Annotated in this window: 11 protein-coding genes; 1 reads left to right on the top strand and 10 read right to left on the bottom strand. The window is 59.2% G+C overall.

The genetic code is table 11. The features are described 5' to 3' along the window. The 6 genes from AR540_RS14960 to AR540_RS14975 form a co-directional block, all read right to left on the bottom strand. Positions 1–4,470: hypothetical protein (locus tag AR540_RS14960; protein ID WP_153014253.1), on the bottom strand; the 4,470-nt coding region annotated here is incomplete at its 3' end. Between the two features lie 2,184 nt (positions 4,471–6,654). Next, positions 6,655–7,386, bottom strand: coding sequence for a transglutaminase-like domain-containing protein (locus AR540_RS24905; protein ID WP_160328347.1), 732 nt, complete (start codon positions 7,384–7,386; stop codon positions 6,655–6,657). A gap of 31 nt (positions 7,387–7,417) precedes the next feature. Beyond that, positions 7,418–8,020: a hypothetical protein gene (locus AR540_RS25445; protein WP_059230007.1), complete on the bottom strand. Its 603-nt coding sequence runs from the start codon at positions 8,018–8,020 to the stop codon at positions 7,418–7,420. A 97-nt stretch (positions 8,021–8,117) separates the two neighbouring features. Then, positions 8,118–9,914 carry a type II secretion system secretin GspD gene (gene gspD, locus AR540_RS14970; RefSeq protein WP_082707022.1) on the bottom strand — a complete coding sequence of 599 codons (1,797 nt, stop codon included), beginning with the start codon at positions 9,912–9,914 and terminating at the stop codon, positions 8,118–8,120. Next, entirely contained in the window at positions 9,911–10,603 is a 693-nt protein-coding gene (locus tag AR540_RS24910) for a type II secretion system protein N (protein ID WP_160328348.1), read from the bottom strand. The genes gspD and AR540_RS24910 overlap by 4 nt, the downstream gene beginning before the upstream one ends. Positions 10,604–11,327: 724 nt before the next feature. After that, positions 11,328–12,188, bottom strand: a complete 861-nt coding sequence (locus AR540_RS14975; RefSeq protein WP_059230009.1) for a LysR family transcriptional regulator — start codon at positions 12,186–12,188, stop codon at positions 11,328–11,330. Between the two features lie 97 nt (positions 12,189–12,285). Here AR540_RS14975 and AR540_RS14980 point away from each other — a divergent pair, with 97 nt between their 5' ends. After that, positions 12,286–13,203, top strand: a complete 918-nt coding sequence (locus AR540_RS14980) for a DMT family transporter (RefSeq protein WP_059230010.1) — start codon at positions 12,286–12,288, stop codon at positions 13,201–13,203. A gap of 175 nt (positions 13,204–13,378) precedes the next feature. On the opposite strand, the gene AR540_RS25450 is transcribed toward AR540_RS14980, so the two are convergent. From AR540_RS25450 to AR540_RS14995, 4 genes are all read right to left on the bottom strand, one after another. Then, complete coding sequence (locus AR540_RS25450) at positions 13,379–13,936, bottom strand: hypothetical protein (protein WP_153014254.1); 558 nt, start codon at positions 13,934–13,936, stop codon at positions 13,379–13,381. 244 nt (positions 13,937–14,180) lie between these two features. Further along, entirely contained in the window at positions 14,181–15,194 is a 1,014-nt protein-coding gene (locus tag AR540_RS14985; protein ID WP_059230011.1) for a GlxA family transcriptional regulator, read from the bottom strand. A 141-nt stretch (positions 15,195–15,335) separates the two neighbouring features. Continuing rightward, positions 15,336–16,571, bottom strand: coding sequence for an aromatic ring-hydroxylating oxygenase subunit alpha (locus AR540_RS14990; RefSeq protein ID WP_059230012.1), 1,236 nt, complete (start codon positions 16,569–16,571; stop codon positions 15,336–15,338). A 224-nt stretch (positions 16,572–16,795) separates the two neighbouring features. Continuing rightward, positions 16,796–18,139, bottom strand: coding sequence for an MmgE/PrpD family protein (locus AR540_RS14995; RefSeq protein ID WP_059230013.1), 1,344 nt, complete (start codon positions 18,137–18,139; stop codon positions 16,796–16,798). Between the last annotated feature and the right edge of the window lie 38 nt (positions 18,140–18,177).

Here is an 18,177-nt window from a genome sequence, read left to right on the forward strand (position 1 = left end):
AACAGCATCACCTACGATGCCCAGGGTCGGATGACGAGCTACAGCCAACGCAATGGCGTCACCGTCAGCGTCGAGCGGGATGCCCAGGGCCGCATCGTCACGGTCAAGGATCACAACGGCAAAGCTGCTGGTATTGCCACTGGCGTTCCAGACCAGACTCGCCTGGCCGCCGATGACCATGCCGTTGGTACAGATGCTGTCGTAGCGGATGCTGCCCCACAGGGCGAAGCTCCAGCAGCCAGCGGCGCCATTGAGTTGATCGTCCGGGTCGAAGCTCTGGAGGGCGACGATGCGATAGGGAATGATGGCGACGTCGCCGGACTCCAGCGTCGTCGGCACGGGCCTGAGGTACTCGATCCTGACCCGGGCATCGCCCGAGGGCAGGTTGGACGTGAGGTTATCGGCGCGGATGAGCCCATAGTTGGTCAGCGTCAATTCGCCCTGGAAGACATCCCCCCGGCGCATGGGCGGCAGGTTGATGGCAAGGGGCTCGATCAGGACCAGGGCCGTGGGCACATTGGTCTTGAAGGTCGCGTTGAGGAGGATGTCGTAGCGATCCTGAACGGAGATCTCCTTCACCGACCACTCCACCGTGACCAGCTTGCTCTTGAGGAAGACCCGCTCGTCCTGGGTCAGGCCCGGCTTGATCCACAGTTGCCCGGTCAGGTCTTCGTGATCCCAGGCGGACAGGCGATAGCTGTACTCGCCCGCCGGCAGATCCTTGAGCAGGGCTTGTCCTTTCTCGTCCGTACTGGCGGCGAACTCCGCGCTGAGCACCTTGCGGTTCTGCAGCTTGATCCGCGCGCCCTGCAAGCCGAGGATGCGCTTGCCCTGCTTGTCCAGGGTGCCGGTGTAGATGTCTTCGACCTGGAAGATCACCCCACCCTTGCCGGACTGGTTGACGGCGATGCTGAGCGGGATGTCGACCACCGGGTGGTTGTCGCTCTGCACCCGCAGGGTGAAGTAGTAATCGCCCTCCGCCAAGGTTTCCGAAGGCGTGAAGGCCACGCTCATCAAACTGCTCGCCCCCACCGGCAGGCTGGCAATCCAGTCCGGCGTACGCAGGCTGACCCAGGCCGGCGCCGCGCTGCCCTGGTCGTTGAGCAGGCTGATGCGCGCATTGCGCAGGACATCCAGCCCGGTGTTGCTCAGGCTCAGATTCTCGACCTGCTCGCTGCCACGGACGGCCCCGGTACGCAGTTGCGCGGGTTGTACGCGCACCACGGGCGAGGCTTCGCCGAGGCTGTACTGGATGCGCGTCTGACCGATCGGCTGCGCGAGATCGTCGGCGACGAGGCGATAGTCCAGCAGGCCGCTGGCGGCGGCCGTGTTGTCGCCACTGATACTCAGGGTCAGGGTGCCCTGCTGCTGGGCCGTCAGATTCAGCGGGGCGGACTGCGTCACTCGAATACCCGTTGGCAGACCCGTACTGGTGGACGGCTGCACGTATTCGAGGTGGACGTTCTGCAGGGCGGTGTCATGCCCCGCGGCCACGACGATATCCACGCGCTGTTCGTAGTTCTTGGGGAAGCTGACCTTCACCAGCGCGGGTGAGTAGGTCGCGCCCTTGATCGAGAACTTGCCACTCTGGGGCCTGGCGTCGAGGTTGGGATGGATGACCGACACCTGATAGTTGCCCGAGTCGGTCAGCGCGGTGGCATGCCGATACTCGAAGGCGCCCTGGGTATCGGTGGTCACGCTGAAGGTCCGCTCGAACCCGCGGGTCGCCAGGACGAGCTTCAATTCGACGCCGGCCAGAGGCTGCTTGGTGTCGCGCGCCAAAGCCCGGCCACGCAGGATCACCGTCTCCCCCGCCTGGACGGCCTCAGGGGTCACGCTGGTCAACTCGCCGTAATAGGGCGTTTTCGCCAGGGTCAGCTCGCGACTGCTCTGGGCACCGGCGATCTGCAGCTCATCGGCCTGCCCCGTATGGTAATGCAGGGCAGAGGCTTCCAAGCGCAACCGCACCCGCTCCGGCGCCCCTTCGGGAACCAGGAGACTGAACGGTCCGGCATCCACCGTCTCGAGCCCACCCACACGCGCCACCGTCCGGCCATCCCGCACGGTGACGAGGGCCGTGCCCACCGACGCCTTGAGCGGCTCGCTGGTCAGGATGTTGCCTTGCAGGTCTTCCAGGATCAGCCGTGTTTCGGCCGAAGGCTGGGTACCATTGCCCTGTGCGGTGATCAGTTCGGTCGGCACGGCCGTGGGATTGGTCAGGCGCAGGCGCACATTGCCCTTGGCACCGGCAACCCATTCATCCGGAACGAGCTCGACCAGTAGGCCGTTCGTTCCTACCGGCAGCGACTGTTGTCGGGCGACCCGCGCCTCCTGGCCCGACTGCGGGGCATAGAGCACCTGGGTGGTGAGGGAGGTGGTGCCGGTGAGGTCTTGATAACCACCGACCACGACCCCGACCTCGCTGGAGGCCCCCGGAGCCAGATCGAAGAAGGACGAGTAGTGCTGCTTGATCTGACCTTGGGTTTCGACCCCTAGGGCCAGGCGCAACCGCTTGAGTTCGTGCGTCCCCTGGTTGACGACCCGCACCCGCAGCTCACTGAACACGCCACGCTCCAACGGCGGCGTCGATAGCACCTGCGCCTGTAAGGAAGGCAGGAGCAAATCGCTGGGCAGACTCTCGACGCCTTGGGCATCCACTGCCGTCACGCTATACAGACGCTCACCCGTGAAGGGTACGGTGACCGCGGCGTCACGATAGGAGGACTGCGTCAGCAGCGTCCGATTGAGTTTCTGAGCCACCCCGTTGAGCTTGGCATAGACGTTGTAGCCGGCGATGCCCGTGCCTTCGTGCTCCCACTGCAATACCGGTACGGCGTCGGCCGTCGCCTGGATGGTCAGGTTGCGTACCGGCAGCAACTTGGCATTCAGGTAGACACTGGTGGAGGGTGGTGACTCGTTGCCAATGGCGTCCACCGCTGTAACGGCATAGGTGTGCTGCTGGCTGGAGGGCTGGGTATCGACCGTCGCCGTCTGGGTCAGGTCCGCTTGCAGCGCGGTCAAATTGGCAATGTCCAGGGATTCGCCTTGTGCCACGGCGGCACGGTAGAGCCGATAGGTCTTGACGTTGCTGGCTTCAGAAGCCTGCCAGTTCAAGGCAACCCCGCCCCCCGTCAGCTCGGCCTGCAGCCCCGTGGGCGCCTTGGGTGCCCGGCTGACCACCTCGACCTTGATCGGATCGCTCGGCAGGCTCAAGGCCTCTGCGCCGTCATGCTTGCGAATGCTGGCGACCCGATAGTAGCAGGTGCCATCCGCCAAACCCGCCGCGGCGAGGTCATCCAGGTATTGCAGCTGCGTCGTCCGTCCCAACTGGGTGAAGGCGCTCTCGCCTTCCGCGCGACGAGACACCGCATAGCTATCGGCCTCGGCGACCGCGCGCCAATTGAGTTCCACGCGGCCACGCGCGAGGGCCTTGCCCGTCAAGCCCTGGGGAATGTCGAGCGGTGGCAGGTCGCCTGTATAGACCTGGAATTGATTACGACCGCGGATGGTTTGGCCGACGTTGCCCAGGGCATCCGTGGCCTGATAGGAGAAGCTCAGGAGCTGAACCTTCTTCGCACCCAGGTCCGCGGGCAAGGTGAAGCTGCCTCGGTATACCGGGGCATCGGCAGAGGCGGTGGCGTCGGCGACCAGAGCCAGGGGCCCCGGAATGGACGAACTCGGCGCGCCATCGACGTTGACGGTCAGTTGCGGCGTGGCGACGACCGCCTCATTGAGGCCCAGCGCAACCTGCACCGTAACGCTCTCCCCCGTACGCGCCACATTGCGGATGGGATGCGCAGGTTGCAGGGTGAGTTGCTGTACCTCCGGCCCCTGGGTATCGACCTTCAGGGTCTTGCCATCCAGGATCTCCGTGCCCTCGTTGCCAGCGGCATCATGGGCCGAGACGCGCGCATAGAGAGTGCCGGCCGGCATGGCCGAAGTCAGGTCGAAGCTGCCCTGATACAGCAGCGGATCGCTAGCGGCCTTGGTCATCCGTACCGGGATCGACAGGCCGTCGGGCATGTCCAGGCTGAAGAAGGGCGCGTTGCGCAGTTCTTCGCTCATCACCAACTCAACCTGAACCTGACCACTGCCATAGCGGCCATCGGCAGACACCGGACCAGAGCTGGAATACCGAGCGACCTTGACACGCGGTCCGGTGCGGTCGATGCGAGCGGACTGTGGCGTCGACAGCGCACTCTCGGAGCCCAAGGCATTGACGCTGCTGACACGGTAGTAATAAAGGCCGTCTTCAGCCGGGCGATGCTGATAGCTGGTGCTTTTCAACAAAGCGCTGTTGAGGCGCGTCACGCCCGCCTCACCTGGAGTGGTGAAAGGCTGGGTGGCGTAATACAGGTTGTATCCTGCGGCGGTACTGACATTGCCCCATTGCGCCTGGATGACGCCCCCGGACAGGGTCGCAACCTGCAGACCCGTTGGCGCATCGGGAATGGAGGTGTCCAATAGCACCTGAACAGCCGCACTCGCCGTGCCAAATTGGGTTCGGCTGGTGTAGCGGAGTTGGGCGGTGAGGCTATTAATGCCTGGTTTTAAAGTGACCGGTAGCTCTGCGCTGCCTGACCTATCGAGCAGTACCTCACCAATAGCCTCACCGTTCAATGCGATTCGCGCCGTGGTACCTGCCGCCCCCTGCAACAGCACTCGTTGCAGCGCATCCTTGGTCTGCTTCAGACCACTGAGCAAGCGAAGCGTGGGCGCTGCTGGGGGTGGGAGGGAGACATGGAAGGGACGTACAACCTCACTTGTATTATCAAGCGTATCTGTCAAGACAACGCGCAACTCATGATTACCGTCTGCAACGCTCTCTGCATCGAAGGAAAACCTATAAGTGGCACCATCCTTGCGCAAAATGGGTAGATTAGCATTATCGACTTGCAACTGAATGCTGGCCACACCCGACACATCATCCGCTTGAAGCTGAAACTCCCCAGAGAGCAAATCTTGATTCTGAGCCAAGACATCTACGATGCTAGAATTATCGCGCCAAATAAAACTTTTGAGATCAGGACCTCTCGTATCGGCCAACAAATTAACTTCTACAGGAACCACCGAGGGGTCGTACCCTCCGCTTATATTCTTAGCCACTACCGCAGCATAATAGGTCGCACCAACCTTCAAACCAGATATCGAAGCTGCCAGACCCGCAACCGGCACCGAAAGTCTGGGCTGCATACCTGACACATCATTGAAATTATTCTCAGAAACATAGACATCATACTTTTTCACATAGAGAGAAGGCGATGAAGCATCCCAAGAAAGCTCAAAACTATTGACATCCGCTATGGATCGAAGCAAATCAGGGTTTCTTAAAAGAATAAAAGCACTCCCACTTTCAGGAAGGTTGCTTTGATTATGAGCTTTGTCAAAAGCCCCCACCTTATAATATAGAAGCTTGCCATTGAGCGAAGGATCCAACCCTATAATTTCACTACCACCAGACAAATTAACTGTGGAAATTACGGCTTCGGGGCTAACGCCATCTGAAATCACCAAGAAGGCATTCTCTACACCTGATACGTCATCTGAAGCATTATAGGAAACCCTCACAGAATTAAACGAAACCTGTTCGATCGAAAGCAAGTTAGCGACAGGCACTTCCTTATCAAACAAAACAGGCTCACTTGGATTAGACCAAGCCTCCCAAGTCCCACCATTATTTATGCTTCCTCGAACGCGGAGCCGATAAGACTTGCCTGTTTCACCCTCTGCCCAGGAAAACACATCGACGTTACCTACGAGAGCCTTATACAGGCTAGCTCCTGTCTCACCTAGGACCTCCACTTCATAATTATTGAGACCTAAAACTTTTGTCCAACTCCACCGAGCGCTCACATTGGCATAGGCCTCTTGCGTAACTGGCCTTACCACTGTATAGCCCGAAATATCCATGAAGTCGTAAGGCGCCGCCTTGTCAACGACATAGCCTTCACCGTCAGAATACTTAAAAGACACTGCTGACTCTGGCTGCACAGCTTCTGCCTTATTGCAGCCCAGCTCAGCGTACACCCCGTTCAACCCTTGAATGCCGATGGTTGCACTACTACCCCGACTTACGCTGTCCAACAGGTTTCGATATTGAATCTTAACCTCATTGGTCCCTTCATACAGCACCACTTGAAAGGTACCCATAGGCAAATTTGACCCATAAAAATATTGATTCGTCCATTGGACTACCAGCTTTCTATTGGGTGCATCACCAACAGTCAGATATTCGATTTTTCCAGGAATCTGACTTGGCGAATCCGTCCTGAGATCGTCCCAGAACGCATAAATAGTGGCCCCCATGCTTGGAAAGCATGAATTATTATAAGCGCTAGTGGCATTCTCGAATTGCAGCAGCCCATTGGTCGAAGCATAGAAATTGGTATAGATCCGACCTTGCATGGCAAACTCAAAGCCTATCGGGAAGGGGCCTGCCACATAGTCGTCACCGGCCAAATTTGTATTTATCGCAGCATAGGATTTCGACATCAAAAAGCAACTTAACAACACAAAAAATAACAATCGACAGCTAAAATCCCAGAAAAGAGGATTCAACAAAAATGAGATCCTTGGAAAAACTCTCATAAGCACGACCTTCCTTAGCCAAGCTAATTTCAGACTAAACCATCAACGGTCAAACCAGTGCACTGATCAGTCTAAAAACACTCGAAGCCTATTATCACTAGGCGTAAACAGCTGATAGCGCAGATCTTTTTCGTTGACGTAATAATGGGCCCCTACGTATCGCCTACTAGCACTGGCATCATCATAAAAAATATAAGAGGAATCTACTACTATCCAACGCCCTCCGTCGTACACCTCCAGCCAGTCATGCAAGTCACCCGAGGTCAATCTTTCATCAATGGAGGTAGACACAAACCCTAAAACTCTCCTAACGGTCACACCGTTACGAGCCAACAGCTCACCAGCCAACAACATATGCTCAGTACAATCACCCGCTTTTTTGGACAGTGCATAGGTCGCTCCTTCCACCTGCCTATCGATTCCGGTGAACTTTATATTCCCTACCATCCACCCGTAGATAGCACGGACTTTTTCTTGATAGCTCAATCCCGCAAAGCTTTCAGCCAGGGCAAACAGTTCGGAAGAAGGCGTCGCAGTCAAAGGATAAGCTTCCGCTACGACGTTCTGCTGCGCCTTACTCCCCATACCTACAAATGAAAGTCTTACTCGCTTTACTGCAAAAGACCCGAAGCTACCCACCGCCAATCTAAATCTTTCACCCTCCACAATCACCGGCACCGAAGACTCCACCCTCCACTCGTAGGAGGCCCCATTGAGGGTCATAGGCAAAGCACCTTCGACCTGAGCATCAACCACTATCGAGGACGCCGTATTTTGCAGGCGGAGATCAAACTCCACGACTTGACTCCAGGCAAACCTGGGGAAAACACTAATTGCAATAATACAGACCAGCCTTATCCGCAAGATCCTTCGAAATACTCGCCACCTGATTAAGAACATCTCTGACATGCTCTGCCGTGTCGAAAGAGAGATAAAGCCCTGGCACCGGGTTTATCGAAAAGAAATCGAGAAAAGCGGCCTGATCTTCAGGGCGTACGAAGAGCACTATCGGCTTGGTACTGCTTGCAGCTCTCTTCGCCAGGATCTTTGCCGCTACTCGTGCAGGATCTCGTATGGATAGGCGCTCCAATCCCCTGCCCGAGACGATCTTTTCTTTCCCGATGAAGTAACCTTCCACCTTGCCGGCCAGGATATTGGTGGCCAGACGGTCGATCGTAATCACCAGCCAATCCCAGGCAGGCGCCTTCTGTTGAGCCAAGAGACGCTCACGACCACCTACAAGAAAATGTGCCGAGTGCAAGCCCTGGCTCAAGCCCAACTCCTGACAGAGGCTACTCGCCAACAAGACGTCATAGGCGGGTAGCAATAAGCTGATTCGCTCCTGCGAACCTTTCAAGCGAGTGGGCAATAAGGCGGACGTCATCGTCCAGGCCCCTTTGACGGCGCCATCCCCATTGACATCGATCAGCACCTTGCCCGCCTTTTCGCTCCAGCAATCGGATTCAGTAGCGTAGGCTGCTGTCGACAGAAAGCCGCCTAGAGCGACAAGTGCGCAAGACCGTAGGATGCTATTCAATTTTATATCCCATACTGGCTGCAGACTTGTCGATATAGCGATACCGTCCTCCCGTGACCAACTGCGCATCATCGACCGTTCTGATGATGCGCGGCTGAATGAAGATCATCAGATTGTTTTTCTTCTTACTCTTATTATCGCTCTTGAATGCCGCGCCGATGATGGGGATTTTGCCCAAGAAAGGAACTTGGGCATCGCCATTCTGGGACTCGTCGGAAATCAACCCACCCAATACCAACGTCTGTCCATCCTGAACCAAGACACGGGTTTTTACCGAGCGCGTATTGGTGACGATGTCCTGTGCCTGGGCCACTCTGGAGTTAGACACACTGGATATTTCCTGCAGGATGTCGAGGGTTACCGCATCTCCTTCATTGACCTGAGGCTTGATGGTGAGCGAAATGCCTACGTCCTTGCGCTCGATCGTCTGGAAGGGATTGCTTACCGGTGTGGCAGCGCTGGTGGAGCGCCCCGTGACGAAGGGGACGTTTTGACCAACGATGATCTTCGCCTCCTCGTTATCCAGGGTGACCAGGTTGGGTTTGGACAGGATATTCAGCGCATCCTGGGTCTCCAGAGCCCTGATCAAGGCGCGCAACGAGCCGTTTCGATAAAAGCCCAGTGAGAGCCCGCTCAGAAGATTAGGCGTTTCGTTGGGCGCGCCACCGCCGTCACGATAGAGGGTGCCACCGAACCAGCCGTCCCCGCCCACCGCACTGCTAGCCGTTCGCCATTCAACGCCTAATTCCTTTCTGAGATTCTCAGAGACTTCGACGATCACCGCTTCAACGAGAACCTGTGCACGACGAATGTCGAGTTTCTTCACGACGTCATCTATTGCCGCCAAGACTTCCGGCGGACCTGTCACTACCAGGGCATTGGTCGATTCGCTCGCCTGGATACTGACGTCCACAGCCGCGTCGTAGACATTCAACTTTTGCTTTTGAATACTGGTGCCTAAACTCTGCACGATAGGCAAGGCATCCGCTGCCCTCAGGTAGTGCAGATAGATGACCTTGGTATTGCCGACACCCTGTACTTTGCGATCTAGCTTGGCGATAACTGCCTTGACCTGGCGCCGCATCACTTCGTCGCCCGCGATGACGATACTGTTCGTGCGAACGTCAGCCCCTATGGCAAAGAAGCTTTCTGGAGAGTTCGTCTGGGGCTTGGGAAACAGGCCATTGACCATGGCGAGAATATCAGCCGCATTGGCGAAGCTCAGGGGAACGACGTCCGAGTTCACTTGCCAAGACTGATCGAGCCGCTTCACCAATTCATCAAGTTTTTTCAGATTGGCCGCACGATCAGCCGCTATTATAAAGTTCCGATCAGGATAGGCAGCCAGATAGGCTGACTGCGAAACCAAAGGCTTCAAGATATTAACCAGCTGCGTAGAGGAAACGTTATCCAGCTTGTACAACTTGATTGCGGTGTCCCCGGCCACTCCGTCGACGGCACCTACCGGCAAGCTTGAAGACTTGGCATCTGCTTCTGGAATGACCTTGTATATGCCGTTGTCATTGACAAGAGCATAGCCATTCACACTGAGGACCGTGTTCAGCAGCTGGTTCAAATCCTCATTCTCTATGGGCCCATTGGCCGTCAATGTCACACGGCCTTTAACTCGAGGATCCAACACTATCTTCTTACCGGTTTGGCTAGCCACCCATTGAATGAGCGTCCGAATATCCGTATCTTCCAGATCGACACCAAACTGCTCATTTTTGCTTTCCGCCACTGCTGAAAAAGCCAAAAGCATTAAAGAAAGAAAAACAACCACTCTCATTTTTGTTCCCCATGAGCCAGCGACTTCAACCGGCTCAGCTTTTCAGCAATCTCCGGCTGCACACCTGAGAAGCCCTGCTCAACACTGCCAGGCATGCGGGCGGTTTCTTTAGTCTCGACCTCTTTTGTCGACGGCGACTGGATAATGCGATCAACAGGTAGGGTGCCCTGATCCCCGCCTTTGGTTCGTTCAAGTCGGACAGATCTCAAACCGTCAGCATCCGTTACCAGAACTTCCTTATCCTGTACGGAAACGAGCTTGAGTCCATCAGTCAGAAAATCCCCTGCATAGTAAATCCGTTGTCTATCTCCATTGAGGGAAATAATGGCAGCCGCTTTGCCCTCGGCAGAACCAGCCAAAACACCATGCAAGGCAATCGATGTGTTGGACTTTTCTTTGGGCGCTTTGGGTAAGACTTTTTTGGCGTCGCCAAAAAAACCTTTAAGCCTTCCGATACTCTGTTCAGAAGGGGAGCCCGCTTGAATCGCTATCGGCGCCTGGGTTGGTGAACTCGCTTTTTTCTCGTATTGAGAAATAGTGAGAATCACGCTGATTTTCGAATAGACATACCAAGCACCGAGACCTGACATAAGAAGAACGCAGGACATCGGCAGGACATAGGGAGCCCGTGGCTTCATGGTGAGCACACGAAAAAAATGCGCATCGTCCCCATCCTGGGAAATGCGCATTCGAGTGACGCTAGTGACCATGCGGCCTGTATATGAGCTGACATAAGCATCCTTGCCTAACTGTCGATATCCGTATCCGGATGGTTCGCGACCTTGAGCTATCCAGTCGAGGCGCTCGAACTATCCGTCTGTCAAAGCCGTTCTCGGTCTCTAGCACGAGAACTTCTGGAACCTGGCTGCTGCCGCTTCTGTCTTAAGGAGGGCTTAAGCCCTACCGGGATAAAAAGAGCGCATGAGTCGGGGCAGATCCTAGCCCGTGAACCTCGGCACAATCAAACTGCCATCGGACCCTTAAAACAGTAATACTAATACAAGAAAAAACAAACTCCTGAAATGAAGCCTCCCCCAAGAAAAACCGATAAACCCTCCCAAAATCCAGAAAAGCCTGAAATTATCCAAAAATAAGCATGGAAGCCATTTTCTGAGTTTTTAAACATCGGCAATGACAGCGCAAAATAGCAATACTAACAAGGCAAAACCTCAGGCTAGCTACTTCCTTCATGGCTATCAGCTGACAACACCCTTGTAGACAGGAGGTCGTTGATGGCCGATACAAGGTCGCGCGACCAACTCTTACGGCTGCGCCAGACGGTGGTCCCAACAACTCGGGGACTATTGGAATGCGGAGCACCGCCGATAGACCAGCTCACAGAATTGAACAGCGCGAGTACGCGATGTCAGCGGGCGCAAGCCAGGGTTTGACCCGCTGACCTTTATCTACCGGCTACAACCGAAAGTCCTCAGCGATCAGCGCCGCCAGGCGGGCGCAGGCCAGGCTGCGTTCGCCGGGCAGAGAGGCCAGGCGCAACTCGTGCAATGGCAGCGCTGGGAAGCCCTCGTCAGGCGAGAGCTCACGCATCAGCGGTGTCATCCGCGACCGGTCGGTGATGGCCACGGCCTGACCGAGCTCGACCGCCGCCTCCAAGGCCGAAGAGGCCGCGCTGGTCATGACCGTGTGCCAGCGCCGACCCTGGCCGGTCAGCAGGTCGATACCCAGCTCGCGATAGCTGCAACCCTCGCCGTGCAGGGCCAGGGGCACGCTGGCGTCCGGGCTCAGCAGCAGACCGGGCCCGCCCACCCAGACCGGTTGGGTATGCCCGAACACCTGACCTTCCGGCTGGCCGTCGCGCGGCGGCCCTACCAGCAGCGCCAGATCCAGCAGGCCTTGGCCGAGCCAACGCCGGAGCTGTCCGCTATTGCCGGTGAGTACTTCGAGAACGATGCCGGGGTGCTCGCCCTGGAGCCGCGGCAGTACTTCCTTGAGCAGGCGGGCGGCGTAGTCCTCGGCGATCCCGAAACGCACCTCGCCCACCACCGGTTGGCCGGTGAGCCCGGCGAGGATGCGGTCGTGGGCCTGCAACAGTTCCGCCGTTTCGAGCAGCACGCGGCGCCCGAGCGGAGTCAGGGTCACGGCCTGGTTGTCGCGCTCGAACAGTCGGCCACCGGTCTGCTCTTCCAGCCGGCGGATCTGGCTGCTCACCGCCGAGGGGCTGCGATTGAGCTGCAGCGAGGCGGCGCGGAACTGGCCCAGGCGGACGATGGTGTGGAAGGTGCGCAGGACATCGATATCGAGGGGCAGAGGCATGATGCGCTTTTATCGAACCATAGATGCCAATAATGTCGCTTGAGTGTATTACCACCCTGAGCCAGGCTCAAGGCATCCCGTCACCTGGAGCCTGGTCATGTCCCCTGTACTGTCTTCGCCGTTGTTACGTCAATTCGCCCTGGTGCTGTGCTGGAGTGCCGGCTTCGTCGGCTATCGCTACGCCGCCGAACAGGCGCCCACGCTGTTGGTGACACTGTGGCGCTTCGCCCTGGCCGCGTTGCTGCTGTTGCCCTTCGCCTGGGCCGAACTACGGCGGCTGCCGCTGCGGATCATCGGGCAGCAGGCGACCCTTGGCGCCCTCGCCTTCGCCGGCTGCATCGCGCCTGCGGCCAAGGCCATCGAACTAGGGGTCTCGCCTGGGTTGGCCGCCCTGCTCTCGGATCTGTCGCCCTTGCTGGTGGCCCTGGGTTGCTGCCTGCTGCCCGGCCAGCGCACCAGCGGACGACAGTGGCTGGGGCTAGCCCTGGGCCTGACCGGGGTACTGCTGGCCACCGGGGCTGGATTGGGCCTGGGTGTGGCACCAGGTTGGGCCTATGCCCTGCCCCTGGGCGGCGCCTTGGCGCTGGCCCTGGCGACCCTGGTGCAAAGCCGGCTGCCGGCGGTAAGTCTGGCCCTGCCGACCCAGCTGTTCATTCAGCTTACGGCTAGCAGCCTGGTGATGACGGTAGTCGCTGGCCTGGATGGCCCGCTGCGGCCGCCGCTGACGCCTGGCTTCGCCTTTGCACTGCTCTGGCTGCTGATCCCGACACTACTCGGCTATGGCCTCTACTGGCTGTGCCTGCGCCAGGGCAGTCCCCAGGCGGTGAGCGGCGCCCTCTATCTCAGTCCGCCGGTGGCGCTACTCTGGGCCTGGGCCTGCTTCGACGAGCCGCTGGCACCCGGCATGCTGCTCGGCCTGCTGTTCGCCCTGGCCGGGTTGCTCTGCCTGAATGCGGCGGAGCGCGACGCGGATCGAGGCCACGCGGTGCCGGCGAACTGTGGTCAGCAGCCTTGATCGGCGGGGCCTAGTTTAGGCAAGCACAGACATAATAATTGAGAGCATAGCTGCCTGTAGGACATTTCCCCAACTTGCCCCGCCACTTACAGATGAAAAGCTTCAACACACCAACAGCCGGAGTTACTTTTGAGATTTTCTCAGCCCCAGCTACAATGCATTTCATTCACCTCCATCACACAGCAGACTTACCTACATCCAGAAGCGCCTGGAATGCCTTACCGATTGAATTCTCCGTTTCTAAAATCTGACGAAGCGCAACTATGGCATGCTCATTGATATCCTCTTCACGAGCGGAGTCAGGAAGCGCAGCAAGCAAACTAGCTAAGACCTTCAACCTACTCACCTGAGACAAAGCATAAGCAACCCGACTATTAACATTCTCGGCAAATAAATCAGCTTTATCTATATACTGACTAGGCAGATCAAAAGTAACAAAGGAGACTTTCAAAAAGAAATCCTTGCGTACCTCTTGCGAATTTATTAGACCGACGACATATGACTGGTCATGATCATCTGCAGTGATGTCGCTCCGCAGGCGAGCTATCTCAATCTGAGCAGCGCCAACAGGACCAGTCATCATTTGAGCAAGTAATTTTGCGCTTCTTTTTCGCTCATTTTGCCTTTGTAATTTATCAATTATCCAGACGCTTAAGGCTATCAGAGCAGCAACAGCCGTAGCGATTGCCCCCACAGCACCCCAGTCTATTTTAGCACCCTCACAAAGCCACATAACTCTACTTCCATCAAAAATAAACGCAATCTTGAACCATGAAAACCCATATCAAACCGCCGCACATCTTTTTGACTTACCAACAAGGAAAAACAGGTCTATCTGCCTGACAAACTGAGAGACAGCCATTCAGCCAGCATAGTAACAGCAAGAACGGCAGCAATAGCATTCGAATCGATCACAGCCCGACCAGTCAAAAAAGCGAGCTCACACTCTACCTCTACAATAGAGATAGAACAGACCATCAATATTTCAACCGCCGCTCCTTGGAGGGCGGATAGCCGAAGTAGGCCGAATACCTCTTGCTGAAGTGGGTAACCGAGGTGAAGCCGCAGGCCACCGCCACTTCCAGTACCGACAGGGTGGAGTGCTGCAGCAGGCGTCGCCCTTCGGTGATGCGCAGTTCCAGGTAGTAACGCATGGGCGCGGTGTCGAGTTGCTCGCGGAACAGCCGCTCGACCTGGCGCCGCGAGCGGCCGGCGTAGTCGCAGAGTTGCTCGATGGTCAGGGGTTCTTCGATGTTGGCCTCCATCAGGGTCACCACCTCGCGCAGCGGCGGGGTCATCTGCACCTTGAGCGTCGGGTTGACCTGACGGAAGCGCGACTCCTCGAAGGCGAGGATGTTGACCAGGCCGTCGGCCAGGGCGCTGCCGCATTGGGCACCGATCCATTCGAGGAAGAGGTGGAAGGCGCCGCTGGGACTGGCGGCGGTCAGCCGATCGCGATCCAGCACGTGGCTGTCCGCCGTGGCCTTGCAGCCGCGCACCCGCTCGCTGAAGGCGCTGCGCTGCTCGGGATGGATGGCGCAGCGGTAGCCGTCCAGCATCCCGGCCTGGCCCAATTGCCAGGCGCCGTTCCACAGGCCGCAGAGGGTGACCTGCTGCTTGGCCGCGCGCGCCAGCAGGGCCTTGAGACGTGGGTCGAGTTCCAGTGGGGTGCGCAGGCCGCCGCAGACCACCAGCAGGTCGAAGCGGGCGCTCTCCGCGGCGCGGTAGTCGCCATCCGGCCGGATGACGATGCCCAGGTCGCTGAGCACCTCGGCGCCGGTTGGGCTGTAGGTCCGGGTGGCGAAGGTACCGGCGGCCAGCAGGTTGGCGGTGACCAGGGTATCCAGCGCCTGGGTGAAGGACGGCAGGGAGAAGTGGTCGAGCAGGATGAAGCCGACCAGCCGGGAAAATTCCGGCTTTGGTCGCGTCGATTGCAACTGCAGGTAGTTCTTGCCCTGGATACCGCTACCGAAGGTTCTCGAATCGATCACGTCGTACCGCCCTGCCTTGCGCCTGGGCCCATCCTAGCCCAAGCCCTCCCCTTGCTCGGCGAGAGAACCGCCGCCCACCAAGTCGCCAACGACCAGGCCCCGCCACCCTGGATGACGAGACGGGGCCTGGGCGATGCGCAATCAGCCCACCGATTGCAACGGGATCGGTCCCTGCAAACGTTCCAGCAGGGTCGCGCAGTACCAGTCGTCGAACTGGCAGACGCCGTTCTCGGCGACCTCCGAATAGGGACCCGGCTCGTAGGACGGCGAATTCACCCCGGCCTGGGCACCTTCCACCAGCCGGCGATCCTGGTCGTTGGTGGCGATCCACACCTTGGTCAGGCGCTCCAGGTCGTAGTCCACCCCTTCCACGGCGGATTCCGGCACCAGCCACTTGGTGGTCACCAGGGTTTCGTTGGGGCCGAGAGGCAGCACGCGGAAGGTCAGGGCGTGATCGCCGAGGAAGTGGTTCCAGGTGGAGGGATAGTTGAAATAGAGCAGCGCGCCGATGTCGGGCTCACCACTACGGTCCAGGCGCCCCGCCACCGCCGGCTGGCCATCCATCGTGTAGCTCAACGCGCCGGCGGAAAGCGGGATGCGGGTCATGCGGAAGCGGCCGTGAATATCCATCACCAGCCTGCTCGGCAGCCCGGCGCGCTCGCAGCGGGCCCAGTGGGCGGTGAGCTCCGGATCGTCCGCGTCGCTCACGCCGGCTACCGAGAGATTCTCGACGTAGGAGTTGAGCAGTTCGGGGTGGGTGCCGTCGCAGTGGTAGCACTCGCGATTGTTCTCGAACACCAGCTTCCAGTTGCCGCGCTCGATCAGGTTGGAGGTGAAGGCCACCTTGCAATTGTCGAGGGAGTGCGGGGCGAGGAAGGGCTTGACCGCCGCACGGAAGGCCTCGAAGTCCGGCGCCCTGGCCGCCACGCAGACGTAGATGCAGCTTTCCACCACCGCCACGTGCACCGGCTTGAGTCCGTACTGGGTCTTGTCGAAGTCGGCGCCCATGTTGCCGGCGAACAGCAGGTTGCCGTCCAGCTCGTAGGTCCACTTGTGATAGGGGCAGACCAGCTTGGCGACCTTGCCCTGCTCGTGCTCGCAGACCTTGGCGCCGCGGTGGCGACAGGCGTTGTGGAAGGCGCGCACCTGACCATCCTTGCTGCGCACCACGGCCACCGGGTAGTCGCCGACCTGCAGGCTGAAGTACTGGCCGGGCTTGGCGATCTCGAAGGTATGCCCGGCGAAGATCCAGTCGCGGTGCCAGAGCTGTTCGAGATCCTGGCGATAGACCGCGGGATCGCTGTACAGCTCGCGGGGCAGCGAGTGCCGGGGTTTGCGTTGGGCGATCAGGTCGATGACGGCTTGCTGGGGATTCATGGTCACGGCTCCTCGGACGGCTGGCTTGGGGGCAGCCTCGGTTAAGGCTGTTGTTGTTCTTGGGTTTCGCAGCGACGCGCGAAGCGCTTGGACGATCGTCACGCGCGGATGGGCGGCGAGGCAGGCCGGACCCGGCGTCAGGAGCAACGCTGATGGTCGCAGCCTAGGTCGCGCCCTGCCCGCGCCACAAACGACATTTCCGGCGGGCAAAGCATGCGCTGGGGTTATCGATGCCAGGGTGCGAAGATCGGTGCCAGGGTCTCGATGGCCACCGCGGCGCCCTCCAGTTCCAACACCGCACCCTTCACCGCCGCCCGGGCGGCGGGGCTCAGGTTGACGGCGGCGAACAGCTCGAACTTGGCCTCGATGTCGGCCAGGGTCAGCGGCTGGTGCGGATCGCCTAGGGCGGCGGTGATCGGCGAGGTGAAGGTGGTGCCGTCGTGCAGGCGCACCGTCACCCGCGAGAGGATTTCCTCCGGGAAGCGCGCCGACAGGTCCGCCGCCTCGACTATCTCGATGCGTTCGCTCACCGCCAGGATGTCCGCGGCACCGATCGCCGCGCCGGTGACCTCCTCCGGTCCCACCCGCCCACGGGCGATCAGCGCCGCCAGGGGGAAGGCCAGGGCGTACTGGGCCTCGTCGGCATCGGCCGGGCGATGTCCCTGCAGGCAACTGGATTCCCGGAAGGTCTCCACGCGAATGGCGGCGACGGACGCGGCGTCGATCTGCGGATGCTCCGCGCTCAGGCGGGTCATGGCGGTGAGCGCCGGCTGCGCCCAGCGACATACCGGCCAGGGCTTGAAGTACTGGGCATCGATTTCCCAGCGGCTACCGAGGTCGTTCCAGTAGGGACCGGCGACCTCGGCCTCGAGGGTTTCCGCCGGCGCTCCGGTGACGCCCTCGCGGGCCAGCAGCAGGGCATTGAGGCCGTTGTAGGCGCCAGCGCCATGGGCATCGCGCAACATGGTGGGATGCTCGATCAACCGCATCATCGGACAGCGGGCGGCGAAGTACTCGGCGATGCCCAAGGCATGGCGGAAGGTGGCCTCGTCCAGCCCCAGCAAGCGCGCACCGCCACAGACCACGCCGATGGCCGAGAAGCCGCCGGAGGCGTGATAGGTCGGCGAGGTGGCCATCAGGGCGACGCCCGCGCGCAGGCCGGTCTCGTAGCCGAGGCAGAGGGCTTCGAGCAGCTCGCGACCGCTGATGATGCGGCCCTGGGCATGCAGGGCATCGGCCAGGGCCAGCAGCGCCGGGACCACGGTGGCGCCGGCATGGCCCTTGGAGGTGAAGTGCCCTTCGTGGGCATCCAGGCTGTCGGCGGTGAAGCCACCGGCCCAACCGGCGCCCAGCAGGTTCACCGGGGTGCCATCGAAGGGCAAGCGGGCGAGGAATTCACCACCGGGATAGTGCTTGCGTGCGTAGCGATAGAGGGTCTGGCTGGTGGCGTTGGAGACCGCGCCAGCCATGGTACCGAGGATGTCCAGCAGGCTCTTCTGCAGGATCGCCCGGGTAGGGGCCGGCACCTGGGCCAGGGTGAAGTCTTGGCAAAAGGCATGTAGCGACATCCTGGGCTCCTTGTCGTCAGCGGTCAGCCGACAATGAG

Source organism: Pseudomonas sp. EpS/L25 (assembly GCF_001512295.1).
In the GTDB taxonomy this organism is placed as follows: Bacteria; Pseudomonadota; Gammaproteobacteria; order Pseudomonadales; family Pseudomonadaceae; genus Chryseomonas.